The following is a 23,981-nucleotide window of genomic DNA, read 5'->3' as shown; positions in this document are numbered from 1 at the left end:
GCGCAACGCTCAACACCGTGACCGCCGCCATTGCCTGCGGTGGCGACGTGCACGTGCTGATCGCCGGCCACAACGCCAGTGGCGCCGCAGCTGCTGCCGCCCAGATCGCCGGCGTCGCCAAGGTCCTGCAAGCCGATGCCCCCGGCCTGGAACACGGCCTGGCCGAGAACGTGGCCGCCCAGGTCCTCGCGATCGCATCCAACTACAGCCACATCCTGTTCCCCGCCACTGCCAGCGGCAAGAACGTGGCCCCCCGCGTGGCGGCCAAGCTCGACGTCGCGCAGATCAGCGACATCACCAAGGTCGTCTCCCCCGACACCTTCGAGCGCCCCATCTACGCCGGCAATGCCATTGCCACCGTGCAGAGCAGCGACGCCACCAAGGTCATCACCGTGCGCACCACGGGCTTCGATCCGGCAGCGGCCAGCGGTGGCAGTGCCGCCACCGAAACCTCCGCCGCCACGGCGGATACGGGCAAGAGCGTCTTCGTGGGCAGCGAGATCGCCAAGAGCGACCGCCCCGAGCTGACCGCTGCCAAGATCATCGTCTCCGGTGGCCGGGCTCTGGGCAGCAAGGAAAAGTTCGACGAAGTGATGACCCCGCTGGCCGACAAGCTGGGCGCTGCCCTGGGCGCCAGCCGCGCTGCGGTGGATGCCGGTTACGCACCCAACGACTGGCAAGTGGGCCAGACGGGCAAGATCGTGGCGCCCCAGCTGTATGTGGCGGCCGGGATCTCGGGGGCCATCCAGCACTTGGCCGGCATGAAGGACTCCAAGGTGATCGTGGCGATCAACAAGGACCCGGAGGCGCCGATCTTCAGTGTGGCCGACTATGGGCTGGAGGCGGATCTGTTCACGGCCGTGCCGGAGTTGGTCCGGGCGCTGTAAGGCGCCTGCCGCTGATCAGTAGCCGTTGGCGACGCGCACCGCGCCCGCAGGGGCGTTGGTGTACGCACCACCACCGCCGCCGTTCGGGCGGCTGTCGCGCTCGTGGTCGATGCGGTAGCCCTTGCCCTGCAGCGCCACGGGCGTGCCCACGGCCGGTGGCTGCGCGCGCGTGAAGCGGCGCAGCGAACCATCGTCCATACGGATCGCCACCTGGTACACCGTGCGGGTGCGCGAGCGCTGCTCCACCTGGTGGCCCACATAGCCGCCGCCCACGGCGCCCAGCACCGTGGCGGCCGTGCGGCCGTTGCCCTTGCCGATCTGGTTGCCCACCACGGCGCCAAGCACGCCGCCCGCAACCGCGCCCACCCCGGTGGCGGGCTCGGCCTGCTGGACGGCCTGCACCGATTCGACCCGGCCGCAGGTGCTGCACACCGGGGCGCGCTGCGCCATCTGGGTCGTGCCGCCGGCCAGATTGGCACGCTGGGGCTGGAATGGCTCGGGCATGGGCGCAGGCTGTGCCTGGGCACCGACCTGGGGTGCTACCAGACCCAGCGGCGATGGGGCGGGAGCGGCGCCCTGCAGCGACTGGGCCACCACGGCAGGGCTGGCCGCCGTTGCGGCGGCGGAAACTTCAGCCGGGCGGTGCTGTACCACCAGCGTGGTACCCAGGGCCACCACACAGGCCCCCAGGGAAGCGATGGCGACCCACATCCATTTCATGGGCGAAGGGGTGGAAGGCACGGTGCGCACATCGGACGGCTGCAGGGTGATAGGGCTGTTCATGGTGTTTCTTTTCTTTCCGCGCGCATGTGCGCCATTCAGGAGTCGTTCTGGTTTCGGGGCCGTCACTCAGTGCACAACGCGGCCCATGGGCGCACGGTATACAGGCCACGATGCCCGCCTTTGTCTGCTTTGTAAGGGTCGGTAAGAAGTGCTGCAGTAGCGCCGCAAGGTGCACAGCCCCAGGGCACACATTTGCCATTGCTTACAGCGCCAAGCGACACAGGCCCTAGTCAAGGCACAGGCGCCACCTCCGTACCGTCCTGGGGCACGGGATGCGCCGGGGCGCGACGCCTGCGCACCTGCAGCCCCGCCTCGTCCAGGGCCCGCGCGCAACTGGCGGCGAACAGCAGCACCGCCGACGAGAAATAGATCCACATCAGCAGCACCACCAGCGACCCGGCCGCCCCATACGCGGAAACGACCGCCGCCGTGGAGAGGTACCACGCCAGCAGCTGCTTGCCGATGGTGAACAGGGTGGCGCCCACCACCGCGCCGGCGATGAGGCAGCGCAGCGGCGGTTTGCGCCCGGTGCCGATGCGCATCAGCCCGACGAACAGCGCCACGGCAAAGCCGAAGGCCACCACCTCGTTGACGACCTGCAGGATGGGACCGAGCGGCGCGATGGACAGCCGGGCCCCGGCCCAGCCGGCGAACAGGTTGATCAGGGTGGACAGCGTGAGCGAGACCAGCAGCAAAAAGCCGATGGCCAGCACATAGGCCAGCCCGCGCAGCCGCAGCGAGGCCATGTGCCACCATGCGGCGCGCGCGGGGTCCGGCTCCGCGCCCTGCCACAGCCGTGCCAGGGCCGATTGCAGCTCCACGAACACCCCGGTGGCGCCCGAGAGCAGCACGACGAAGCCGACCAGCGAGGCCAGGCGCCCCTCGGACGGCTCCTGGGCGCTGGCCAGGGCCTGGCGCATGACGTCGGCCACGCGCTCGCCCATCACCGACTGCACCTGGTTCAGCAAGCTGCTCTCCAGGTAGCTGCGGTCCAGCCACCAGCCGAGCACGCCCACCAGCAGGAGCAGCAGCGGCGCCAGGCTGAGCATGCCGTAGAAGGACATGGCCGCGCTCATGCGCAGACCGTCGGCGTCGAGCCACAGCTGCACCGCGCGCCACAGCGGCATCACGGGCTGTACCAGGGGTTGGAGGCGCTCGGTGGCGCGCTGGATGCGGTCGGAGACGGTCATGCACGGAGCATAGAAGGCGGGGTGGCGGAATTCCACCGGTCGGGCACGGAAGCCACTGTAGGCGCTGTCCCACAGGCGGCTGGGCCCATCTGCCACTTGTGGCAGGCTCTTGCCATCTTCTCCAGGAGCCCCCGCCCATGCATGCCCCCAGCCTGACCCGATTGCGCAGCGTCCTGCAGCACCACATCGACCGCGGCATCCTGCCCGGCGCGGTGGCGCTGGTGCACCACCGCGGCCAGACCGTGCTGCACGACGCCCTGGGCGCCCAGGCGCCCGGCGCGGGGGCGCCGGCCATGGCGCCGGATTCGATCTTCCGCATCTACTCCATGACCAAGCCCGTGGTGTCGCTGGCCACGCTGATGCTCATGGAAGAAGGGCGCCTGCCCCTGTCCCACCCCGTGGCGCGCTACCTGCCCACCTTTGCCGGCCAGGGCGTGTTCGACCCGGCGACGGGGGGTACCACCGCCGTGCAGCGCGAGGCCACGGTGCACGACCTGCTGCGCCACACGGCGGGGCTGAGCTACGCCTGGGACACCGGCCCGGTGGCCCAGGCCTACCAGGCGGCACGCATCGGCTCGCGCCGCGACGGCAATGCGGCGCTGGCCAAGGCCATCGGGCCCCTGCCCCTGCTGCACCAGCCCGGCAGCTGCTGGGAATACAGCCGCGCCACCGACGTGCTGGGCGCGCTGCTGGAGGTGGTGGAGGGCGAGACCCTGGGCGCCATCCTGCAGCGCCGGGTCTTCGGCCCGCTGCAGATGCACGACACCGGCTTTCACGTGGCGGCGGAGCAGTTGCACCGCCTGGCCGAGCCCTTCGCGCGCGACCCGGCCACCGGCGCCGAGGTGGCGCTCAACGACGTAGCGCGCCCGGCCGCGTTCGAGTCGGGCGGCGGCGGGCTGGTGTCCACGGCCGGCGACTATGCGCGCTTTGCGCGCCTGCTGCTGGCCGGCGGCACGCTCGACGGCGTGCGCCTGGCCAGCCGCGCCACCGTGGCCTTCATGGCGGCCGACCACCTGGGTGACCGCATCCCGGCGGCCGGGGACATCCTGCCCGAGGGCTACGGCTTTGGCCTGGGCGTGGCCGTGCGCCGCAGCGCCGGCCTGGCGCCCCACACCGCCTCGGTGGGCCAGTACGGCTGGAGCGGCATGGGCGGCACCTTCTTCCTGGTGGACCCGGCGGAAGACCTGGTGGCCATCTTGCTCACCCAGGCGCCCGGCCAGCTGCGCTACCTGTGCGAGCTGTACCCGGCGCTGGTCTACGCGGCGCTGTAGCAACCACAGGGCCCTGCTTTAAACTCGCCCCCAAGGGGCAAGAAAAGAATATGCAGATTCGCTGTGCACTGGTCGGCATGCCCGGCTCGGGCAAATCCACCGTCGGCAGGCAGCTGGCGCACCGCACGGGTGTGCCGTTCATCGACCTGGACCATCGGCTCGAGGAAACGCTGGGCACCAGCATCCGCCAGTTCTTCGAGGAACATGGCGAGGCGCGCTTTCGCGACCTGGAGGCCCAGGAACTCGCCAAGGCCGCTGCCCAGCCGGGGGGCATGGTGCTGTCGACCGGTGGCGGCGCCGTGCTGCGCCGCGAGAACCGCGATGTGCTGCGCGCCATGGGCCCGGTGCTCTACCTGCGCGCCTCGCCCGAAGAGATCTACAAGCGCGTCAAGCACGACCGCACCCGCCCCCTGCTGCAGGGCGGCAACCCCATGGACAAGCTGCGCGCACTCTACGCCCAGCGCGACGGCCTGTACCGGGAAACCGCCCACTACGTGATCGAGACCGGCCGCCCCACGGTGCACATGCTGGTCAACATGATCATGATGCAGCTCGAAATGGCTGCGGGCGCCGACATGGGCGCCGAGCAGACACCGCAGCCATAGGCCAACCGCCTCAGCGCAGGGGTGAGGAATCACTCCAGTGGAAGTGCACACGCGGCTGGATGTCCGCGATCTCGGTGCGCAGCAGCGCGGCCAGCCGCGCCGCCTCGCGCTGCGTGAGCCGCGCCACGGTGGTCGACAGGCTGATGGCCGCAAAGGCACGCCCGCCCGCGTCCACCACCGCATGGCCCACGGCGGCGGTATTGGTGTTCAGGCAGCCGCCGCTGCGTGCATAGCCCAGGCCTTGGGTCTGGGTGAGCAGCGTGCGCAGCGTGGCCTCGTCCAGCCCGCCGTAGCGGCCCAGCGTGGCCGCATTGGCCGCCAGCGCCGCCTCGATGAGCTCCTCGCCCTGCGCCGCCATCAGCGCCAGGCCCGCCGCGCCCACGCCCAGCGGGCGGCGCCCGCCCACGGTCACCGACAGCGGCGGGTCGAGCCGCTGCACATTGGTATGGGCATAGCAGACGGCCTCGTGACCGCTGAGCACGAACAGGTAGGCCGCATAGCCCGTGGCATCGGCCAGGCGCTGCAGGTTGGCGCTGAACAGCGGCGCCACGTCGTGCCGGCCGCGCGCGGCCAGGCCGTGCTCGAACGGGCGGCGGCCCAGCACATAGCCGCGCCCCTCGGGCAGCGCGGCCACCAGGCGCGCGGCCATCATGTCCTGCAGCAGCCGGTGCACACTGGGGTGGGGTATGCCGGACTGGCGCGCGATGTCCGACAGCGACAGCCCGCGCGCGTCGTAGCGCGAGAGCTGGTCGAGGATGCGCAGCACGCGGTCGAGCACCAGGGTGGCCATGTTTGTCCATGGAGTGGAAAGAACGATTGTAGGAAACGGCGGGCCGGCCAAGAATGGCGGCATTCCTATAACCATCCTCGGAGACACCCTGACATGACCGCTTTCGACCGCACCCCTACCACCCGCCGCGCCCTGCTGTGCACCGCTGCCGCCGGCATGCTCTGCCTGGCCGCCGGCCCGGCGGCCGCGCAGGAGGCCGCCTTCCCGGCCAAGCCGATCCGCTTCGTCGCGCCCTATGCCCCCGGCGGCACCACCGACCTGGTGGCACGCACCGTGGGCGCCCACATGGCGCAGACCCTGGGTCAGCCGGTCATCATCGACAACCGCGCGGGCGCGGGCGGCAACATCGGCATGGACGCGGTGGCCAAGGCCGCGCCCGACGGCTACACCGTGGGCATGGGCGCGATCTCCACGAATGCACTGAACCCGCACATCTACAAGAAGATGCCCTTCGACCCGCGCAAGGACTTCACGGCCGTGGGCCTGCTGGGCAACTCCACCATCGTGCTCGAGGCCGGCCCCGCCCTGCCCGTGAAGACCGTGGCCGAGCTGCTGGCCCATGCGAAGAAGAACCCCGGTGTTCCCTACGCCACAGCAGGTGCCGGAACCTCCATGCACCTGACCGGCGTGCTGTTCGCCCAGACCAGCAAGACCGACCTGGTGCACGTGCCCTACAAGGGCAGCGCGCCGCTGATCACCGACCTGATCGGCGGCCAGGTGCCGATCGCCTTCGACAACCTGCCCGCCTCGCTGCCCCACATCCAGGCCGGCAAGCTGCGCGCCCTGGCCGTGGCGGGCGCCCAGCGCTCCCCCGCTCTGCCCGACGTGCCCACCCTGGCCGAAGCCGGCCTGCCCGACGCGGTGGTCGAGCCCTGGTTCGGCGTCTATGGCCCCGCGGGCCTGCCCCCCGCCGTGGCACAGCGCCTGAACAAGGCATTGGCCGATGCGCTGGCCGACCCCGCCGTCAAGGACAAGCTGCTGGCCGCGGGCTTCACCCCGCGCAGCGCCAGCGTGGCCGAGTTCGATGCACTGACCAAGCGCGAGTACGAGCGCCTGGGCAGGGTCGCCCACAGTGCGCAGATGAGCGCCGACTGATCACCTTTTCTTTCTCTTCCACACCTCCTGACCATGAGCACCACCCTCGACGCCACCCACGGCCTCCAGCTGCGCAGCTGGGTCGCCTCCGCCAACGTGGCGGGCTGCGATTTCCCGATCCAGAACCTGCCCTTCGGCCGCTTTCGCACCGCGGGCAGCGGTGGACCGCTGCGCATCGGCGTGGCCATCGGTGACCAGATCCTGGACCTGCAGGCCGCGGGCCTGGTCGCGCACAACGACATGAACGCGCTGATGGCCGCCACGCCGGCCGAGCGCCAGGCCCTGCGCCAGCAGCTGTCCGAAGGCCTGCGCGAAGGCGCCAGCCAGCAGGCCGCCTGGTCCCAGGCGCTGTCGCCCCAGGGCGAGGCCGAGATGGCCGTGCCCTGCCAGATCGGCGACTACACCGATTTCTACACCAGCGTGCACCACGCCACTACGGTGGGCAAGCAGTTCCGCCCCGACAACCCGCTCTTGCCCAACTACAAGTGGGTGCCCATCGGCTACCACGGGCGCGCCTCGTCCATCGGCATCAGCGGCCAGTGCGTGAAGCGCCCGCAGGGCCAGACCAAGGCACCCGAAGCTGCCGCGCCCACGCTGGGCCCCTGCAAGCGCCTGGACTACGAACTGGAGCTGGGTTGGTTCATCGGCCAGGGCAATGCCCAGGGCGAGCCCATCGCCATCGGCCAGGCCGAGCAGCACCTGTTCGGCGTGGCGCTGTTCAACGACTGGAGCGCGCGCGACATCCAGGGCTGGGAATACCAGCCGCTGGGGCCCTTCCTGTCGAAGAACTTCGCCAGCACCCTCTCGCCCTGGGTGGTGACCATGGAGGCGCTGGCACCGTTTCGCGCCCCGTTCGAGCGCGACGCCGCCGACCCGCAGCCCCTGCCCTACCTCGACTCGCCGGGCAACCGCGCCCAGGGTGCCTTCACCATCGCGCTGGAGGTGCTGCTGCAGACCGCGCGCATGCGCGAAGCCGGCGAGCCTGCCGTGCGCCTGGCGCTGACCAACACCCAGCGCGCCGCCTACTGGACGCCCGCGCAGCTGGTGGCGCACCACACGGTGAACGGCTGCAACCTGCAGCCCGGCGACCTGATGGGGTCGGGCACGCTCTCGGGCCCCGAGGCCAGCGAAGCCGGCTCGCTGCTGGAGTTGGCAGGTGGCGGCAAGCAGCCCGTCACGCTGCCCAATGGCGAGCAGCGCAGCTTCCTCGAAGACGGCGACACGCTGGTCCTCAAGGGCTGGTGCGAGCGCGAAGGCGCCGTGCGCATCGGCCTGGGCGAAGTGAGCGGAACCATCATCGCCTGAGGCACCACAGGCAGCCCCTCGAAGAGGGGCTGTTTTTAGAGGTTTGGCGCCAGCAGCCGCGCCAGCACGGCCTCGTCCATGCCGCGGCGCTGGGCCATGTCGTGCAGCTGGTCCTCGCCGATCTTGCCGACGCTGAAGTACGTGCTCTCAGGGTGGCCCAGGTAGAAGCCGCTCACGCTGGCGGCCGGCATCATGGCCAGGCTCTCGGTCAGGGTCATCCCGACCTCCTCGCACTGCAGCACGCGGAACAGCTCGCTCTTGGCGCTGTGGTCGGGGCAGGCGGGGTAGCCGGGCGCGGGGCGGATGCCGGCGTACTTCTCGCCGATCATCTCGTCGTTGGTCAGCTGCTCGCCTGCGGCATAGCCCCACAGGTCGGTGCGCACGCGCTGGTGCAGGCACTCGGCAAAGGCCTCGGCCAGGCGGTCGGCCAGGCTCTTGAACATGATGGCCGAGTAGTCGTCGAGCGCGTCGATGAAGGCCTTTTCCTTCTTCTCGATCCCGAGACCCGCCGTCACGGCGAACAGGCCGGCGTAGTCGGCGATGCCGCTGTCCTTGGGTGCGACGAAGTCGGCCAGGCAGCGGCTGGGGCGGGTCACGCCGTCGATGACGTGCTTTTCGGTCTGCTGGCGCATGCCGTACCAGGTCATGGCGACCTCGGTGCGGGTTTCGTCGGTGTAGAACTCGATGTCGTCGTCGTTCACGCTGTTGGCCGGGTACAGGCCCATCACGCCGCTGGCGGTGAGCCAGCGGCCCTCGATGATCTTTTTCAGCATGGCCTGCGCATCGGCGAACACGCGCGTGGCCTCCACGCCCACCACCTCGTCGGTCAGGATCGCGGGGTACGGGCCGGCCAGGTCCCAGGTCTGGAAGAACGGGCCCCAGTCGATGTAGCGCGCCAGCTCGGCCAGGTCGAAGTTCTTGAACACCCGGCGGCCCAGCGCGCGCGGCACGGTGGGTTGGAAAGCCGCCCAGTCCACCGGCGTCTTGTTGGCCCGGACCTTGGCCAGCGACCACAGCGGGGTCTGCTTCTTGTTGGCGTGCTGGGTGCGCACCTTGTCGTAGTCGGCGTTGAGCTCCTGCACATAGCTGTGCACGCCGTCGCCCAGCAGGCTCTGGGCCACGCTCACGCTGCGCGAGGCATCGGGCACGTAGACGACAGGGCCTTCGTAGTGCGGCGCGATCTTCACGGCCGTGTGCACGCGGCTGGTGGTGGCGCCGCCGATGAGCAGCGGGATCTTCTTGATGCGGAAGTGGTCGTCCTTCTGCATCTCGCCGGCCACGTACTGCATCTCTTCGAGGCTGGGCGTGATCAGGCCCGACAGGCCCACGATGTCGGCCCCCTCGACCTTGGCGCGCGCCAGGATCTCGTGACAGGGCACCATCACGCCCATGTTCACCACCTCGAAGTTGTTGCACTGGAGCACGACGGTGACGATGTTCTTGCCGATGTCATGCACGTCGCCCTTGACGGTGGCGATGATGATCTTGCCCTTGCTGCGCACGTCGCGCCCGGCCAGTTCGTCCTGGCGCTTTTCTTCCTCGATGTAGGGAATCAGGTGGGCAACGGCGGACTTCATCACGCGCGCACTCTTGACCACCTGGGGCAGGAACATCTTGCCGGCGCCGAACAGGTCGCCCACGACGTTCATGCCGTCCATCAGCGGGCCTTCGATCACGTGCAGCGGCCGCCCGCCCTTGGCGACGATGGCCTGGTAGGCCTCTTCGGTGTCTTCGACGATGAAGTCGGTGATGCCGTGCACCAGCGCATGCGACAGGCGCTCGCCCACGGTGCGCGGGGCCTCGGGGGTGCCGCGCCATTCGAGCTTCTTGCTCTCGTCCTTGGCGCCGCTCTTGGCGGTCTCGGCCACCTCGACCAAACGCTCGCCCGCATCGGGGCGGCGGTTGAGCACCACGTCCTCGACACGTTCGCGCAGCGTGGGCTCCAGGTCGTCGTAGACGCCGACCATGCCGGCGTTGACGATGCCCATGTCCATGCCGGCCTGGATCGCGTGGTACAGGAACACGGTGTGGATCGCCTCGCGCACCGGGTCGTTGCCGCGGAAGCTGAAGCTCACGTTGGAGACACCGCCCGAGACCTTGGCGCCGGGCAAGTTCTGCTTGATCCAGCGCACGGCCTCGATGAAATCGACCGCGTAGTTGTTGTGCTCCTCGATGCCGGTGGCCACCGCGAAGATGTTGGGGTCGAAGATGATGTCCTCGGGCGGGAAGTCCACCTCGTCGACCAGCACGCGGTAGGCGCGCTCGCAGATCTCGATCTTGCGCTCGAAGGTGTCGGCCTGGCCCTTCTCGTCGAAGGCCATGACCACGGCGGCCGCGCCATAGCGCTTGACCAGGCGCGCCTCGTGCTTGAACTTGTCGATGCCCTCCTTCATGGAGATGGAGTTCACGATGCCCTTGCCCTGGATGCAGCGCAGGCCGGCCTCGATCACCTCCCACTTGGAGCTGTCCACCATGATGGGCACGCGCGCGATGTCGGGCTCGGAGGCGATGAGCTGCAGAAAGCGCACCATGGCCGCCTTGCTGTCGAGCATGGCCTCGTCCATGTTGATGTCGATCACCTGGGCGCCGTTTTCCACCTGCTGGCGCGCCACGGCCAGGGCCTCCTCGTACTGCCCGTTGAGGATCATGCGGGCAAAGGCCTTGGAGCCGGTGACGTTGGTGCGCTCGCCGATGTTGACGAACAGCGTGCCCTCACCAATGGAGACGGGCTCCAGGCCGGACAGCTTCAGGGGGGGCATGGGAAGGGCGGACATCAGGCTCACCTGCAAGTGGGGTCGGTAACAGGTGAGCGTCGTTGCGGGGTGGTCGGCCCCGAGCCTGACGGATGGTTGCCTGGCAATCTGGGTGCCGGGCTTGTCCGCTGCAACGCTCCTCGGGGGAAGCGGCATTTTACCTGCCTAGCGAACGGGCAGGAACTGCAGAAAAGTGCCCCCGACGATCCCCTGCACATAGCTGATGGCCGCGCGGCGGTACTTCTCGGTCACCACCACGGCCACCAGGTCCAGGCGGGCGATGAGCTTGCCGAATTCGCGCTCGAAGCTCAGGTTGCGCCCCTGGGGCCCGATCTCGTCGGCCCACAGCAGCGGCTGGCCCGCGCCATTGCGCCGCTGGGACAGCAGCCACACCGCCGACTCGACGTTGCGCGCGGCGTTGTACAGGTGCTGGGCGTCGAGCGAGTCGAGCAGGAAGAACTCTGTCTTGCCGCCATGCGCGGTGACCAGCATGTCGGCCGTGGCAGCAATGAAGGCCGCCACCCGGTCGCCCGCGAATTCGGGGGCCAGCGCAAAGGCCAGGCCCGCGATATCGCGCCGGCCCTGCAGCGGCGCCCAGGGCTGGCGCTGTTCCACGGCGGCGCGCACCTGCTCCATGGCCTGCTCGCGGCTGGCCGCGCCGCTTTTGCGCCACTCGGCCGGGTTGCGGCGGTAGAGCTTGTCCATCAGCAGGTACAGGCTGGCCAGGTTGTCGCGCATGGCCAGCGTGGCCATGCGGTTCACGTCCGACTGGGCCAGTTCGCCCGCAGTGGTGGGCGCGCCGCGCACCTCACCGCGCGCGGTGGGTGCCGGGGCGGAGCAACCGGCCAGAAAGGCAAGCGACGACAGGGCCAGCAAGGCCAGGGGGATGTGAAGGGATGCGGGTGCCACCATGTGCGCCCCATTATCGGCAACTGCCGGGCGCGTCCTGGTAACCGTGCGTCACCCGCCGTGCGGTATTCCTTCGATGGGGCACTCGGCCGTGCCCACGGTGCTGCGCGTGAGCGCCTGCACGGCGGCGCGCGTGCCGTCGGGGTCGGTCACCCAGCGCTGGTAGAAGCCGTAGGGGCAGGAGGCCACGCCCTTGTCCCCTTCGCCGGAATTGAGAACACCGGTGTAGCCGCGGTGCAGCAGCTTGAACAGGTGGTTCTCGGACTGACCGTTTCTGCGGAAATCGCGGATCAGGCTGGTGGAGAGGGCCGCGTACTGCACGCCGTATTCCTCCTCCCCGCACTCGCCCAGCGTGCGGCCGTCGAAGCCGATCAGCGCCGAGTGGCCGAAGTAGCTGTACACGCCGTCGAACCCCGCCGCATTGGCCACCGCCACGTAGGTGTTGTTGGCAAAGGCCATGGCCTTGCTCATCAGGATCTGCTGTTCCTTGGCCGGATACATATAGCCCTGGCAGCGCACGATGAGCTCGGCACCCTTCATCGCGCAGTCGCGCCAGATCTCGGGGTAGTTGCCGTCGTCGCAGATGATGAGGCTGATCTTGAGGCCCTTGGGCCCCTCGCTCACATAGGTCTGGTCGCCGGGGTACCAGCCCTCGATGGGCGTCCAGGGCATGATCTTGCGGTACTTCTGCACGATCTCGCCCTGGTCGTTCATCAGGATGAGCGTGTTGTAGGGCATCTTGTGCGGATGCTCTTCATGCCGCTCGCCCGTGAGCGAGAACACGCCCCAGACCTTGGCCTTGCGGCAGGCAGCCGCGAAGATTTCCGTCTCGGGGCCAGGAATGGTGGTGGCGGTATCCATCATCTCCTGGCGGTCGTACATGATGCCGTGGGTGCTGTATTCGGGGAAGACCACGAGGTCCATGCCCGGCAGGCCGGTCTTCATGCCCACCAGCATGTCGGCGATCCTGCGCGCGTTGTCCAGCACGTCGGCCTGGGTGTGCAGGCGCGGCATCTTGTAGTTGACAACCGCGACGCCCACGGTGTCCTTGCTGCTTGAAATATCGCCGTGGATCATGGCGTGGTCTCCTTGGGAATCGTTGATTCGTCAGTGGCTGATCATCCAGGGCCTTTTTGTGGGAAAGGTCTTGGCGCCACTCGGTGCCGTGACCGTCCCGCCGCGCTTGCTGCCACCGCCGCCGCAGCAGCCACACCCCGAGGGGTGGCGCAGCCGGCCGTAGCTGCCGGCATCGCCATCGCGCGAGGACGAGCGCGGGGCGTGCTGCGCGCGCTCGTTGGTGTCGTGCGCGCGGCGCTGCTCGGGGCTCACGCAGGCCAGATGGGGGGCGTAGGCGAACACGCGCGCCGCTGCGGCCCCGCATTCGGGGCAGGCGCAGGGCTCGTTGCGCAGGGCCACGCTGCGCAGCGCATCGAAGTTGCCGCAGTCGGGGCAGGCGTAGTCGTAGGTGGGCATGGGCGGGCCTTCGTGGCTACTTGTCTTGCGAGATCGGCATGTCGATGCTGCCGTCGAGCATCTTCACCGGGCCGGCGGCCGTGGGGTTGATGTCGAAGTCGAAGATCTCGGTGGGCAGCCACAGCGTGGCGCAGGCATTGGGCACGTCGACCACGCCGCTGATGTGGCCCTGCACCGGGGCCGTGCCCAGGATGGAATAGGCCTGTGCACCGCTATAGCCGAACTTTTTCAGGTACTCGATGGCGTTCAGGCAGGCCTGGCGGTAGGCCACCGTGACATCCAGGTAATGCTGCTTGCCCGATTCGTCGACCGAGATGCCCTCGAAGATCAGGTAGTCCTTGTAGTTGGGGGTGACAGGGCTGGGCTTGAAGATCGGGTTCTTGATGCCGTACTTGGCCATGCCGCCCTTGATCAGGCTGACCTTCATGTGCACCCAGCCCGCCATTTCGATGGCTCCGCAGAAGGTGATCTCGCCGTCGCCCTGGCTGAAGTGCAGGTCACCCACCGAGAGCCCCGCGCCTTCGACGTAGACCGGGAAATACACCTTGGAGCCGCGCGAGAGGTCCTTGATGTCGCAGTTGCCACCGTGCTCGCGTGGCGGCACCGTGCGTGCGCCCTCGGCGGCGGCCTTGGCCTTGGCCTCGCCCTGCAGCTTGCCCATGTGGGCGGTGATTCCGTTGGGCGGGTTGGCCAGGCCGGGCACGCGGTCCGGGTCGGTGGCGATCAGCTCGGCCTCGCGCGCATTCCAGGCATCGAGCATCTTCTGGTCGGGCAGGCAGCCGATCAGGCCGGGGTGGATCAGGCCCGCGAAGTTCACGCCCGGGATGTGGCGGCTGTTGGTGAACATGCCGTGGAAGTCCCAGATGGACTTTTGCGCCAGCGGGTAGTGCTCGGTCAGGAAGCCGCCGCCGTTCTTCTTGGAGAAGAAGCCGTTGAAGCCCCACAGGCTGTCGTCGCGCGCGCCGATGTCGAGCAGGTCCACCACCAGCAGGTCGCCCGGCTCGGCGCCCTTGACGCCCACGGGGCCCGACAGGAAGTGCACAGTGGACAGGTCCACGTCGCGCACGTCGTCGGCGCTGTCGTCATTCTTGATGGCGCCGCCGGTCCAGTCGTAGGTTTCGAGCTTGAACTCCGCCCCGGGCTCCACCCACACGGCCATGGGGATGTCCGGGTGCCAGCGGTTGTGCACCTGGGGGTTGTCGTACGGCGACTGCTTGAGGTCCACCTTGATCAGGGTATCGGCCATGGCGTGTTGCTCCTTGGATGGTTGTGGAAGGGGAACGAAGAGAGAAAAGAAAGAGGGGCTCAGACCGAGAGGTAGGCCTTGATGTGCTGCTGGTCGGTATCGGCGCGCGCGGTCTCGTGCACCAGACGGCCGCCTTCGATAACGAACAGGCGGTCGGCCACGTCCATGGCGAACGAGAGCACCTGCTCGCTGACCACGATGGTGATCTGGCGCAGCTTGCGGATCTCGTTGAGGGCCCGGGCGATGTCCTTGATGATGGAAGGCTGGATGCCCTCGGTGGGCTCGTCGAGCAGCAGCACCTTGGGGTCGGTGACCAGCGCGCGCGCAATCGCCAGTTGCTGCTGCTGCCCGCCCGAAAGGTTGCCGCCCTTGCGCCGGCGCATGTCCCACAGCACGGGGAACAGGGCGTAGATCTCATCGGGGATCTCGCGCGTCTTCGAGTTCTCCAGCCCCGTCTGGATGTTCTCTTCCACCGTGAGCGTGGGAAAGATCATGCGGCCCTGGGGCACGTAGGCAATGCCCTTGGCCACGCGGCGAAAGCTCTCGTCACGCGTCACCTCCTGGCCGGCCACGGTGATGCTGCCGCTCTTGACCGGCATCACCCCCATGAGGCTCTTGAACAGCGTGGTCTTGCCCATGCCGTTGCGGCCCATGATGGCCACGGTCTCGTTGGCCCGGCCCTCGAAGGAGATGCCGTGCAGTGCTTCGCTCTGGCCGTAGGCCACGAACAGGTCCTTGACTTCCAACATACGGTGGTGCTCCTGTGCGGGGTGGCTCGGTCAGTGGCCGAGGTAGACGTCGATCACCTTGGGGTCGTTCTGGACCTTGTCCATCGAGCCCTCGGCCAGGATCTTTCCCTGGTGCATGACGGTGACCTTGTGCGCGATGCGCTTGACGAACTCCATGTCGTGCTCGATCACGATCACCGCGCGGTTCTTGCAGATGCGCTGCAGCAGCTCGGCCGTGAGCTCGCGCTCGCGTGCGCTCATGCCGGCAATCGGCTCGTCGAGCATCAGCAGCTCGGGCTCCTGCATCAGCAGCATGCCGATCTCCAGCCACTGCTTCTGGCCGTGCGAGAGCAGGCCGGCCTCGGTGTCGAGCTTGTCCCCGAGGCCGATGTCGTCGGCCACGGCCTGCACGCGCTCCTTCACCGCCGGGGTGCAGCGGAACGCGAGTGCGCCGAACACCGAGCGCCCCGAGGGGTAGGAGACCTCCAGGTTCTGGAACACCGAGAGGTTCTCGTAGATCGAGGGCGTCTGGAACTTGCGGCCGATCCCCAGGCGCACACGCTTGTGCTCGGCCATGCGCGTGAGCTCCTCGTTCCGGAACTTGATGCTGCCGCCGGTGGCGCGCGTCTTGCCGCAGATCAGGTCCAGCAGCGTGGTCTTGCCCGCGCCGTTGGGGCCGATGATCACGCGCAGCTCGTTCTTGTCGACGTACAGCGTGAGGGCGTCGATGGCCTTGAAGCCGTCGAACGAGACCGTGAGGTCTTCCACGGCCAGGGCGAAGTCGGTGTTGCTCATGGGGGTGCTCCGGGTGCGGGGTGCGCTCAGGCGCGCTGGCTGCTGGCGCCTTCAGGCAGGCTCGGGGCGGCGGCCGGCGCATCGGTGGGCGGGCGGCTTGGCGGTGCCACCGGCGCCCGCACCGCAGCCTGGCGCAGCGCCTCGCGGCGGCCCTTCCACCAGGGCACGATGTGGCTCTCCCACAGGCCGGCCAGGCCCATTGGGAAGGCCATGGTCACGCCGATGAACAGGGCGGCCATGAGGAACAGCCACAGGTCGGGAAAGCTTTCGGAGAAGTAGGTCTTGCCGGCGTTGACCAGCAAGGTGCCGTACACCGCCCCGACCAGGCTCATGCGCCCACCCACGGCGGCGTAGATCACCATCTCGATGGACGGCACGATGCCCACGAAGCTCGGCGACATGAAGCCCACCTGCAGCGAAAACAGCGCACCGCCGATGCCCGAGAGCGCGGCCGCCAGGCAGAAGGTGAAGACCTTGAAGTTGGCCACGTCGTAGCCCGAGAAGCGCACGCGGTCTTCCTTGTCGCGCATGGCCAGCAGCAGGGTGCCGAGCTTGCTGGTCTGGATGAAGCGGCACAGCACGATGGACAGCACCAGCAGCGCCACGCACACGTAGTACAGGATGTACTTGGCGCTGTCGGTGCGCGTGTCCCAGCCCCACAGGGTCTTGAGGTCGGTCATGCCGTTGACGCCGCCGGTGTAGCCCTGCTGGCCGATGATGAGCACGGTGCAGATCAGCGCCACGGCCTGGGTGATGATGGCGAAGTACACGCCGCCCACGCGGCGCTTGAACATGGCGAAGCTCACGATAAAGGCCAGCAATGTGGGCACCACGATCACCGCGGCCAGCGAGAACGGCAGGCTCTTGAACGGCACCCAGAACGCGGGCAGCTCGGTGATCTGGTTCCAGTCCATGAAGTCGGGGATGCCGGGGGTGGACTGGATCTTGGTGCTGATGGGGTCGGAGGCTTCGAGCTTGAGAAACATGGCCATGGCGTAGCCGCCCAGGCCGAAGAACACACCCTGCCCCAGGCTGAGCACGCCGCCGTAGCCCCAGACCATGACCAGGCCGATGGCCACGAAGGCGTAGGTGAGGTACTTGCCCACCAGGTTCAGGCGAAAGATGTCGAGCGCGAGCGGCAGCACCACGGCCAGCAGCACGGTGAGCAGCACCAGGCTGGCGAGCTGGTAGCGCTGGATCCAGGCTTTGAGGGCATTCATGAAAGGACTCCGGTGAACTCAGGTGGGGGGTCGGCGAACGCTCAGCGGCGCACCTTGGAGGCGAACAGGCCCTGCGGCCGCACCATCAGGATCAGCACGATCAGCGACAGCGTGATCACCTTGGCCATGGAGCCGGCCAGGAAGAACTCGGTGATGGACTGCGTCTGCGCGATGCCGAAGGCCGAGACCACCGTGCCCAGCAGGCTGGCCGCACCGCCGAAGGTGACGACCAGGAAGGCGTCCACGATGTAGAGCGAGCCCGAGGTCGGCCCGGTGGAGCCGATGGTGGTGAAGGCGGCCCCCGCCACACCGGCGATGCCGCAGCCGATGGCGAAGGTCAGGCGGTCGGTCTTTTGCGTATCGATGCCCGTGGCATTGGCCATCACGCGGTTGGCCACCGTTGCACGGACCCGAAGGCCCCAGCGACTGCGGTGCAGCGCCAGCAGCACGCCGCAGGTGACCACCACCGTGAGCCCCAGCACGAACATGCCGTTGATGGGGATATCCAGGCCCTCGACGGGTGCCCACGAGCCCAGCAGCCAGTCGGGCAAGGTGGGGCTGACTTCCTTGGGGCCGATGAAGGTGCGAAAGCACTGCTGCAGCGCCAGGCTGATGCCCCAGGTGGCCAGCAGCGTATCGAGCGGGCGCTTGTACAGGTGGCGTATCAGGCCCCATTCCACGAGCCAGCCCGCGGCGAAGGCAATGCCGAAGGCGGCCACGATGGCCACCGGAAAGTAGTAGGCCACCAGCTGCGGCGCATGCGTGGAGGCCAGCGTGGAGCCCAGGTAGATCGTGTAGGCGCCGATGGTCATGAACTCGCCATGCGCCATGTTGATCACGCCCATCTGCCCGAAGATGATGGCCAGCCCTAGGCCCATGAGCAGCAGCACGGCAAACAGGCTCAGGCCCGCAAAGCCCTGCATGAGGCCGATGTTGAGCATTTCTGAGAAGGTCATGGGTGCTGCTCCTGAGCGCAAACGGGTCGGTACGAAGAACGGGGCACGCAAAGGCACGGCCCAAGCCAGGGACGCCGAGCAAGGGCCGCCCCGCAGCGAGGGCGTCGTCCCCCTCCCGCGAAGCGAGAGAGGGGGAAGCGGCGTAGCCGCTCAGGGGGTGGTTACTGATACCCTTTGGGGAAGGGATCGGGCTTGATAAGCTCCGGCGATTCGGCAACGACCTTGAAGCTGGCGTCCGGCATGCCCATGGCGATGCGCGACTTGCTCCACAGGTGGTGGTTGGCGTCGAGCTTGACGTAGCCCTCGGGCGCGGTCTTGAGCTCGATGCCCGGCGATGCGGCCACCACCTTGTCCACGTCGAAGCTCTTGGCCTTCTCGACCGCGGCCTTCCACAGCCAGGGGCCCAGGTAGCCGGCCTGGGTCACGTCGCCGATCACCGCGTCCTTGCCGTACTTGCCCTTGAAGGCGGCGACGAACTTCTTGTTGTTCTCGTTGTCCAGCGACTGGAAGTACTTCATCGACGAGAAGAAGCCTGCGAAGTTCTCGCCACCCACACCGGTCATCTCGTCCTCGGTGACCGAGAGCGTGACCAGCAGCTGCTTGTCGCCCGTGATGCCGGCGGCCTTGAGCGCCTTGTAGAAGGCCACGTTGGAGCCCCCCACCACGGCCACGAACAGGCAGTCGGGCTTTTGCACCTTGATCTTGTTCATCAGCGAGCCGAAGTTGGTGCTGCCCAATGGGTAGTACTCCTCGCCGACGATCTTGCCCTTCTGGAAGTTCTCGACATGCTTGCGCGCGATCTTCATCGAGGTGCGCGGCCAGATGTAGTCCGAGCCAATCAGGAAGAAGGTCTTGGCCTTCTTCTCGGTCTTGGCCCACTCCAGGCTGTACAGGATCTGCTGCGTGGCCTCCTGGCCGGTGTAGATCACGTTCTTGGACTGCTCCAGGCCTTCGTAGAAGGTGGGGTAGTAGAGCAGGCCGTTCTCTTTTTCAAACACGGGCAGCACGGCCTTGCGCGAGGCGCTGGTCCAGCAGCCGAACACCGCGGCGCAGTGGTCATTAATGAGCAGCTTCTTGGACTTTTCAGCGAAGGTGGGCCAGTCGGAGGCGCCGTCTTCCTTGATCACCTTGATCTTGCGGCCGAGCACACCGCCCATGGCGTTGATCTGGTCGATGGCGAGCTGTTCGGCCTGGATGGAGCCGGTCTCGGAGATGGCCATGGTGCCGGTGGCCGAATGCAGCTGGCCCACGGTGACCTCGGTGTCCGTCACGGCCAGCTTGGTGGTGTTGACAGCGGCCGTGGTCTGGCCAAAGGACCAGGCCGGCAGGCCGGCCATCGAGGCGGCGCCCATGGCCTGCAGCAGGCGGCGGCGGCCGCCGTCCGTGGAGGGAGGAAGGCCCAGGGCATTCGGATCGGTGAGGTGCTTCATGGTGAAAACGCTCCTTGCTACAGACGGGTTGGATCGGGGTGGTGTGCGGCGCCGGCCGGTTGGGTGCCGCGCTGGGTTGAAGATTAGGGAGAACCCTGGTTCACGCCCATACGTCAATTAACGTAGCCCCTGCGTACGCACTGCCTGCCCGGCGTGGCTAGAACGTTTCTTGCATGGGCCGGTGCATGCACTCTTCCACCCCGTCCAGCGCCCCGCAGCCTGCACCGCAGACGATCTTTCGCTTCCGGCGCGAGTACAACGCCTGGGTGGCCGACGAGACCATGGAGGACTACGCGCTGCGCTACACCCCCAAGAGCTTTCGGCGCTGGAGCGAGTTCCGCGTGGCGAACACCGCCTTCGGCTCGCTGTCCTTCCTGGCGCTGGAGGCCATCGGCGGGGCCATCGCGCTCAACTACGGCTTTTCCAACGCCATGTGGGCCATCCTCGCGGTGGGGGTGCTGATCTTCCTGACCGGGCTCCCCATCGCCTACTACGCGGCGCGCTATGGCCTGGACATGGACCTGCTCACGCGCGGCGCGGGCTTCGGCTACCTGGGCTCGACCATCACCTCGCTGATCTACGCGGTGTTCACCTTCATCTTCTTCGCGCTGGAGGCGGCCATCATGGCGCTGGCGCTGCAGATGGTGGTCGACTGGCCGCTGCAGTGGTGCTACGTGCTGTCGTCGCTGGTCATCCTGCCCATGGCCATGCGCGGCATCACGCTGATCTCGCGCCTGCAGGCCTGGACGCAGCCACTGTGGCTCTTCTTGCTGCTGCTGCCCTTCGTGTGGATCGCGCTCACCCAGCCGCAGCTGTACCGCGACTTCGCCGGGCTCTCGGGCCTCAAGAGCGGCAGCAGCCAGTTCAACCTGCTGATGTTCGGCGTGGCGGGCACGGTGATCTTCTCGCTGGTGGTGCAGATCGGCGAGCAGGTGGACTTCCTGCGCTTCCTGCCCGAGCGCACGGCCGCCAACCGCTGGCGCTGGTGGGGCGCGGTGCTGGTGGCCGGCCCGGGCTGGATCGTGATGGGCATGCTGAAGATGGCGGGCGGCGCCTTCCTGGCGTTCGCGGCGCTGCAGTTCGAAGTGGGCACCACGCGCGCGGCCGAGCCCACGCAGATGTTCCTCGCGGGCTTCCACCAGGTCATGCAGGCGCTGGGCCTGCCGGGCCTGGCAGTGGCGGTCACGGTGCTGTTCGTCGTGGTCTCGCAGATCAAGATCAACCTGACCAATGCCTACGCGGGCTCGCTTGCCTGGTCCAACTTCTTCGCGCGCATCACGCGCAGCCACCCCGGGCGCGTGGTCTGGCTGGTGTTCAACGTGGGCATTGCCACGCTGCTCATGACGCTCGGGGTGTTCGGCGCGCTCGAGAAGGTGCTGGCCGTCTACAGCAACGTGGCCATCGCCTGGGTGGGGGCGCTGGTGGCCGACCTGGTGATCAACAAGCCGCTCGGGCTGTCGCCGCCGGGCATCGAGTTCCGGCGCGCGCACCTGTACGACTTCAACCCCGTGGGGCTGGGCTCCATGGTGCTGGCGGCCACGGTGGCCTGTTGCGCCTATGCCGGCATGCTGGGCGAAATGGCGGCCGCGTTCTCGCCCTTCATCGCGCTCGTGCTGTCGATGGCGCTGGCCCCGCTGCTGGCCTGGGCCACCAAGGGGCGCTATTACCTGGCGCGCCAGCCCGACACCACCTGGCAACCCGGAGAGGCCGTGCGCTGCACGGTGTGCGAGAACCAGTTCGAGTCCGAGGACATGGCGCGCTGCCCGGCCTACGGCGCGGCCATCTGCTCGCTGTGCTGCTCGCTCGAATCGCGCTGCCACGACCGCTGCAAGACCGGCTCGCGCGCCACCGACCAGCTGCGCGCCGTGGCCGCACTGCTGCTGCCACGCCACTGGGCAGCCAAGGTCAACTTCCGCATGGGGCAGTACCTGATGGTGATGGTCTCGCTGTGCGCGGTGCTGGTGTTCCTGCTCGGCGTGGTCTACGTGCAGGAGAGCCTGGAAACGCCCGCACAGTTCTTGCGCATGCCCTTCTTCAAGGTCTTCGCGCTGCTGGCGCTGCTGGCGGCCGTGTGCGCCTGGTGGGTGGTGCTGAGCACCGACAGCCGGCGCATGGCGCAGGACGAGTCGGAGCGCCAGACGCAGCTCTTGCTGCAGGAGATCGAGGCGCACAAGCGCACCGATGCCGAGCTGCAGGCCGCCAAGGACCAGGCCGAGTCGGCCAGCCTGGCCAAGACGCGCTACGTGGCCGGCATGACGCATGAATTGCGCTCACCCCTCAACAGCATCCTCGGCTACACGCAGATCCTGCTCAAGAACCCGCAGACCGAGGGCTGGCTGCGCGAAAGCCTGTCCACCATCCAGCACAGCGGGCAGCACATGCATGCGCTGATCGACGGCTCGCTGGAGCTGGCGCGCATCGAGGCCGGCCGGCTGCGCCTGGACCTGGCACCCCTGCCCCTGCCCGAGCTGATCCAGAACGTGGAGGGCATGCTGCGCCCGCAGGCCGAGGCCAGGGGCCTGCGCTTCGTGGTGCAGACCGAAGGCACCATGCCGGGCTGGATACGCGCCGACGCCAAGCGCCTGCGCCAGATCCTGATCAACCTGCTGTCCAACGCCGTGCGCTTCACCGAGCGCGGCGAGGTGCGATTGCGCATGGACTTTCGCCCGCATGTCTCGCGCATCGAGGTCATCGACACCGGCATCGGCATCGAGCCGCAGGACCGCGAGCGCATTTTCCTGCCCTTCGAGCGCGGCAGCGCCGGGCGCCGGGCCAGCGAGGCCGGCACCGGGCTGGGCCTGACCATCACGCACTTGCTTACCCAGCTCATGGGCGGCGAGCTCACGGTGGCCAGCACCCCGGGCCAGGGCAGCACCTTCACCGTGCGCCTGTACCTGCCCGGCATCTCGCCCGACCCGGCGTGGCGCCCGGCCCACATGGCGGCCCTGCGCCCGGTGATCGGCCACATCGCCCCGCGCCGCACGCTGTTGGTGGTGGACGACCAGCCGCTGCAGCGCCAGCTGCTGGCCGGCCTGCTGGTGCCGCTGGGCTTCATCGTGCGCGAGGCGGCCAGCGGGCGCGAGTGCGTGGAGATCGTGCGCCAGACCCCGCCCGACCTGGTGCTGCTCGACATCTCCATGGACGACCTCGATGGCTGGCAGACCGCGGGTCTGCTGCGCACCTTGCTGCCTGCCAGCGCGCTGCCCATCGTCTTCGTCTCGGCCAACCAGTTCGACCACGAGCCCGGACGCCTGGCCGCCATGCAGGTGCAGGGCTTCGTGGGCAAGCCGGTGATCGAGTCCGAGCTGCTGCGTGCGCTGCAGGTGGCGCTGCAGCTCGAATGGGTGCACGACAACACCCCGCAGCCCCTGCCGCCCCCAGCGGGCCAGGCCGCGGGCCCGGTGCCCGCTCCCGCCAGCCTGCCCCAGGACCTGCGCGACGGCCTGACGCGCCTGGCGCGCCAGGGCCAGGCCGGTGCCGTGCGCGAGCTGCTGCGCCAGGCGCGTGCCCAGCTGCCGGCCCACGCTGCGGCACTGGCCGTGCTGCAGGCCTGTGCCGACCGTTTCGACTTCGAGGCCCTGGCCCGCCACCTTCGCGAACCCGACCATGAACAGTCCTTTTGATCCCACCGCACCGGCCAGCCCCGGCGTGCCCGGCCAGCGCGTCATCCTGGTGGTGGACGACGCCCTGGACACCCTGCGCATGCTGTGCGACGCGCTGGCCGCCGAGGGCTACGCCGTGCTGGCCGCGCGCGACGCCGAAGAGGCGCTGCAGCGCTTCGACATGGTGGTGCCCGATGGCGTGCTGCTCGACGCGGTGATGCCGGGCATCGACGGCTTCGCGCTGTGCCGCCAGCTCAAGGCCACGCCGCCGTGGTCGCACGTGCCCATCGTGTTCATGACCGGGCTGTCGGACACGGCGCAGATCCTGCAGGGCTTTGCCAGCGGTGGCGTGGACTACGTGGTCAAGCCGCTGCGCATCCCCGAGGTGCTGGCGCGCCTGGCGACCCATGTGCGCAATGCCCAGGCCACGCGCCTGGCGCGCGAGGCAGTGGACGTGGCCGGCCTGGGCGTGGTGGTGCTTGATGGCCAGGGCCGCATGGCCTGGCGCTCACCCCAGGCCACGCGCTGGCTGGAAGACGCCTTCGCCCATGCCGAGGCCCCCACCGAGGTGGCCGCCGCCTGGCTAGTGCAGGCCCAGCGCGATGGCGAACAGACCCTGGCCCTGGCCGACGGCCGCCAGCTGCTGGCCCGGCACATGGGCGCCAGCGGCCTGGCCGAATCGATGCTGCTGCTCAGCCACGCCCGGCCCGAGGCCGCAGCGCCGCGCCACCTTCAGCAGGTGGCGCTGACCCCGCGCGAGACCGAGGTGCTCTCGTGGCTCACCAAGGGCAAGACCAACCGCGACATCGCCGACATCCTGGGCATGAGCCCGCGCACGGTGAACAAGCACCTGGAGCACATCTTCGAGAAGCTGGGGGTGGAGACCCGCACGGCAGCAGCCGCCATCGCGGGGCAGTTGCTGCAGGGTTGAGATGAAGCACCT

Annotated in this window: 20 protein-coding genes and 1 riboswitch; of the genes, 7 read left to right on the top strand and 13 right to left on the bottom strand. The window is 68.4% G+C overall.

Annotated elements, in window-relative coordinates; genetic code table 11:
- Positions 1 to 887, top strand: an 887-nt coding sequence (locus tag AC07PF_RS07685; protein WP_494611397.1) for an electron transfer flavoprotein subunit alpha/FixB family protein, incomplete at its 5' end; no start/stop codon positions are given.
- A 15-nt stretch (positions 888 to 902) separates the two neighbouring features.
- Here the strand turns inward: AC07PF_RS07685 and AC07PF_RS07680 are convergent.
- The gene (locus AC07PF_RS07680; RefSeq protein WP_494611396.1) at positions 903 to 1,670 is read right to left on the bottom strand and encodes an outer membrane lipoprotein; all 768 of its coding nucleotides are present in this window, start codon (positions 1,668 to 1,670) and stop codon (positions 903 to 905) included.
- 230 nt (positions 1,671 to 1,900) lie between these two features.
- A complete protein-coding gene (locus tag AC07PF_RS07675) occupies positions 1,901 to 2,860 on the bottom strand; it encodes a YihY/virulence factor BrkB family protein (RefSeq protein ID WP_494611395.1) in 960 nt (319 codons plus the stop codon).
- Between the two features lie 137 nt (positions 2,861 to 2,997).
- Between AC07PF_RS07675 and AC07PF_RS07670 the strand changes: the two genes are divergently transcribed.
- On the top strand, positions 2,998 to 4,131 hold the full coding sequence (locus AC07PF_RS07670) for a serine hydrolase domain-containing protein (RefSeq protein WP_494611394.1): 1,134 nt from the start codon (positions 2,998 to 3,000) through the stop codon (positions 4,129 to 4,131).
- A gap of 50 nt (positions 4,132 to 4,181) precedes the next feature.
- Entirely contained in the window at positions 4,182 to 4,736 is a 555-nt protein-coding gene (locus tag AC07PF_RS07665; protein ID WP_007860398.1) for a shikimate kinase, read from the top strand.
- Positions 4,737 to 4,746: 10 nt separating this feature from the next.
- On the opposite strand, the gene AC07PF_RS07660 is transcribed toward AC07PF_RS07665, so the two are convergent.
- Positions 4,747 to 5,526: an IclR family transcriptional regulator gene (locus tag AC07PF_RS07660; protein WP_494603200.1), complete on the bottom strand. Its 780-nt coding sequence runs from the start codon at positions 5,524 to 5,526 to the stop codon at positions 4,747 to 4,749.
- A 93-nt stretch (positions 5,527 to 5,619) separates the two neighbouring features.
- Here AC07PF_RS07660 and AC07PF_RS07655 point away from each other — a divergent pair, with 93 nt between their 5' ends.
- Positions 5,620 to 6,621 carry a Bug family tripartite tricarboxylate transporter substrate binding protein gene (locus AC07PF_RS07655; protein WP_494611393.1) on the top strand — a complete coding sequence of 334 codons (1,002 nt, stop codon included), beginning with the start codon at positions 5,620 to 5,622 and terminating at the stop codon, positions 6,619 to 6,621.
- 33 nt (positions 6,622 to 6,654) lie between these two features.
- Positions 6,655 to 7,926: a fumarylacetoacetase gene (gene fahA / locus AC07PF_RS07650; protein WP_494611392.1), complete on the top strand. Its 1,272-nt coding sequence runs from the start codon at positions 6,655 to 6,657 to the stop codon at positions 7,924 to 7,926.
- Positions 7,927 to 7,961: 35 nt separating this feature from the next.
- Here fahA and metH read toward each other — a convergent pair whose 3' ends face one another.
- The 10 genes from metH to urtA all read right to left on the bottom strand — a co-directional run bounded on the left by metH (position 7,962) and on the right by urtA (position 19,436).
- Positions 7,962 to 10,700, bottom strand: a complete 2,739-nt coding sequence (metH, locus tag AC07PF_RS07645) for a methionine synthase (protein WP_081497425.1) — start codon at positions 10,698 to 10,700, stop codon at positions 7,962 to 7,964.
- A gap of 26 nt (positions 10,701 to 10,726) precedes the next feature.
- Positions 10,727 to 10,827, bottom strand: a riboswitch (S-adenosyl-L-homocysteine riboswitch).
- 17 nt (positions 10,828 to 10,844) lie between these two features.
- Entirely contained in the window at positions 10,845 to 11,591 is a 747-nt protein-coding gene (locus tag AC07PF_RS07640) for a hypothetical protein (protein WP_007860413.1), read from the bottom strand.
- A 48-nt stretch (positions 11,592 to 11,639) separates the two neighbouring features.
- The gene (locus tag AC07PF_RS07635; RefSeq protein ID WP_494603213.1) at positions 11,640 to 12,665 is read right to left on the bottom strand and encodes an aliphatic amidase; all 1,026 of its coding nucleotides are present in this window, start codon (positions 12,663 to 12,665) and stop codon (positions 11,640 to 11,642) included.
- A 30-nt stretch (positions 12,666 to 12,695) separates the two neighbouring features.
- Positions 12,696 to 13,061 (bottom strand): FmdB family zinc ribbon protein, encoded by a 366-nt coding sequence (locus AC07PF_RS07630; protein WP_494611391.1) that lies wholly within the window; start codon positions 13,059 to 13,061, stop codon positions 12,696 to 12,698.
- Between the two features lie 16 nt (positions 13,062 to 13,077).
- The gene (fmdA, locus tag AC07PF_RS07625) at positions 13,078 to 14,307 is read right to left on the bottom strand and encodes a formamidase (RefSeq protein ID WP_007860420.1); all 1,230 of its coding nucleotides are present in this window, start codon (positions 14,305 to 14,307) and stop codon (positions 13,078 to 13,080) included.
- 59 nt (positions 14,308 to 14,366) lie between these two features.
- Positions 14,367 to 15,056, bottom strand: coding sequence for an urea ABC transporter ATP-binding subunit UrtE (urtE, locus tag AC07PF_RS07620; protein WP_007860422.1), 690 nt, complete (start codon positions 15,054 to 15,056; stop codon positions 14,367 to 14,369).
- A 30-nt stretch (positions 15,057 to 15,086) separates the two neighbouring features.
- The gene (gene urtD, locus AC07PF_RS07615; RefSeq protein ID WP_494603217.1) at positions 15,087 to 15,830 is read right to left on the bottom strand and encodes an urea ABC transporter ATP-binding protein UrtD; all 744 of its coding nucleotides are present in this window, start codon (positions 15,828 to 15,830) and stop codon (positions 15,087 to 15,089) included.
- A gap of 26 nt (positions 15,831 to 15,856) precedes the next feature.
- Positions 15,857 to 17,050 carry an urea ABC transporter permease subunit UrtC gene (gene urtC / locus AC07PF_RS07610; RefSeq protein ID WP_007860426.1) on the bottom strand — a complete coding sequence of 398 codons (1,194 nt, stop codon included), beginning with the start codon at positions 17,048 to 17,050 and terminating at the stop codon, positions 15,857 to 15,859.
- A gap of 41 nt (positions 17,051 to 17,091) precedes the next feature.
- Entirely contained in the window at positions 17,092 to 18,006 is a 915-nt protein-coding gene (urtB, locus tag AC07PF_RS07605; protein ID WP_007860428.1) for an urea ABC transporter permease subunit UrtB, read from the bottom strand.
- A 161-nt stretch (positions 18,007 to 18,167) separates the two neighbouring features.
- The gene (urtA, locus tag AC07PF_RS07600) at positions 18,168 to 19,436 is read right to left on the bottom strand and encodes an urea ABC transporter substrate-binding protein (protein ID WP_007860429.1); all 1,269 of its coding nucleotides are present in this window, start codon (positions 19,434 to 19,436) and stop codon (positions 18,168 to 18,170) included.
- 185 nt (positions 19,437 to 19,621) lie between these two features.
- Between urtA and AC07PF_RS07595 the strand changes: the two genes are divergently transcribed.
- Both AC07PF_RS07595 and AC07PF_RS07590 read left to right on the top strand, forming a co-directional pair.
- On the top strand, positions 19,622 to 23,059 hold the full coding sequence (locus AC07PF_RS07595) for a hybrid sensor histidine kinase/response regulator (protein ID WP_494611390.1): 3,438 nt from the start codon (positions 19,622 to 19,624) through the stop codon (positions 23,057 to 23,059).
- The gene (locus AC07PF_RS07590; RefSeq protein WP_494611389.1) at positions 23,043 to 23,969 is read left to right on the top strand and encodes a response regulator; all 927 of its coding nucleotides are present in this window, start codon (positions 23,043 to 23,045) and stop codon (positions 23,967 to 23,969) included. Before AC07PF_RS07595 ends, AC07PF_RS07590 begins: the two co-directional genes overlap by 17 nt.
- The last annotated feature ends 12 nt before the right edge of the window (positions 23,970 to 23,981 follow it).

It is taken from the genome of Acidovorax sp. GW821-FHT10A04 (assembly GCF_059415825.1).
The sequence above is the reverse complement of the archived record's forward strand: the minus strand, read 5'-3'. Positions and strand labels throughout refer to the sequence as shown.

Coding starts and splice junctions, on each gene's coding strand:
- AC07PF_RS07680 (WP_494611396.1), bottom strand. CDS start 1,670: ATGAACAGCCCTATCACCCTGCAGCCGTCCGATGTGCGCACCGTGCCT.
- AC07PF_RS07675 (WP_494611395.1), bottom strand. CDS start 2,860: ATGACCGTCTCCGACCGCATCCAGCGCGCCACCGAGCGCCTCCAACCC.
- AC07PF_RS07670 (WP_494611394.1), top strand. CDS start 2,998: ATGCATGCCCCCAGCCTGACCCGATTGCGCAGCGTCCTGCAGCACCAC.
- AC07PF_RS07665 (WP_007860398.1), top strand. CDS start 4,182: ATGCAGATTCGCTGTGCACTGGTCGGCATGCCCGGCTCGGGCAAATCC.
- AC07PF_RS07660 (WP_494603200.1), bottom strand. CDS start 5,526: ATGGCCACCCTGGTGCTCGACCGCGTGCTGCGCATCCTCGACCAGCTC.
- AC07PF_RS07655 (WP_494611393.1), top strand. CDS start 5,620: ATGACCGCTTTCGACCGCACCCCTACCACCCGCCGCGCCCTGCTGTGC.
- fahA (WP_494611392.1), top strand. CDS start 6,655: ATGAGCACCACCCTCGACGCCACCCACGGCCTCCAGCTGCGCAGCTGG.
- metH (WP_081497425.1), bottom strand. CDS start 10,700: ATGTCCGCCCTTCCCATGCCCCCCCTGAAGCTGTCCGGCCTGGAGCCC.
- AC07PF_RS07640 (WP_007860413.1), bottom strand. CDS start 11,591: ATGGTGGCACCCGCATCCCTTCACATCCCCCTGGCCTTGCTGGCCCTG.
- AC07PF_RS07635 (WP_494603213.1), bottom strand. CDS start 12,665: ATGATCCACGGCGATATTTCAAGCAGCAAGGACACCGTGGGCGTCGCG.
- AC07PF_RS07630 (WP_494611391.1), bottom strand. CDS start 13,061: ATGCCCACCTACGACTACGCCTGCCCCGACTGCGGCAACTTCGATGCG.
- fmdA (WP_007860420.1), bottom strand. CDS start 14,307: ATGGCCGATACCCTGATCAAGGTGGACCTCAAGCAGTCGCCGTACGAC.
- urtE (WP_007860422.1), bottom strand. CDS start 15,056: ATGTTGGAAGTCAAGGACCTGTTCGTGGCCTACGGCCAGAGCGAAGCA.
- urtD (WP_494603217.1), bottom strand. CDS start 15,830: ATGAGCAACACCGACTTCGCCCTGGCCGTGGAAGACCTCACGGTCTCG.
- urtC (WP_007860426.1), bottom strand. CDS start 17,050: ATGAATGCCCTCAAAGCCTGGATCCAGCGCTACCAGCTCGCCAGCCTG.
- urtB (WP_007860428.1), bottom strand. CDS start 18,006: ATGACCTTCTCAGAAATGCTCAACATCGGCCTCATGCAGGGCTTTGCG.
- urtA (WP_007860429.1), bottom strand. CDS start 19,436: ATGAAGCACCTCACCGATCCGAATGCCCTGGGCCTTCCTCCCTCCACG.
- AC07PF_RS07595 (WP_494611390.1), top strand. CDS start 19,622: ATGCACTCTTCCACCCCGTCCAGCGCCCCGCAGCCTGCACCGCAGACG.
- AC07PF_RS07590 (WP_494611389.1), top strand. CDS start 23,043: ATGAACAGTCCTTTTGATCCCACCGCACCGGCCAGCCCCGGCGTGCCC.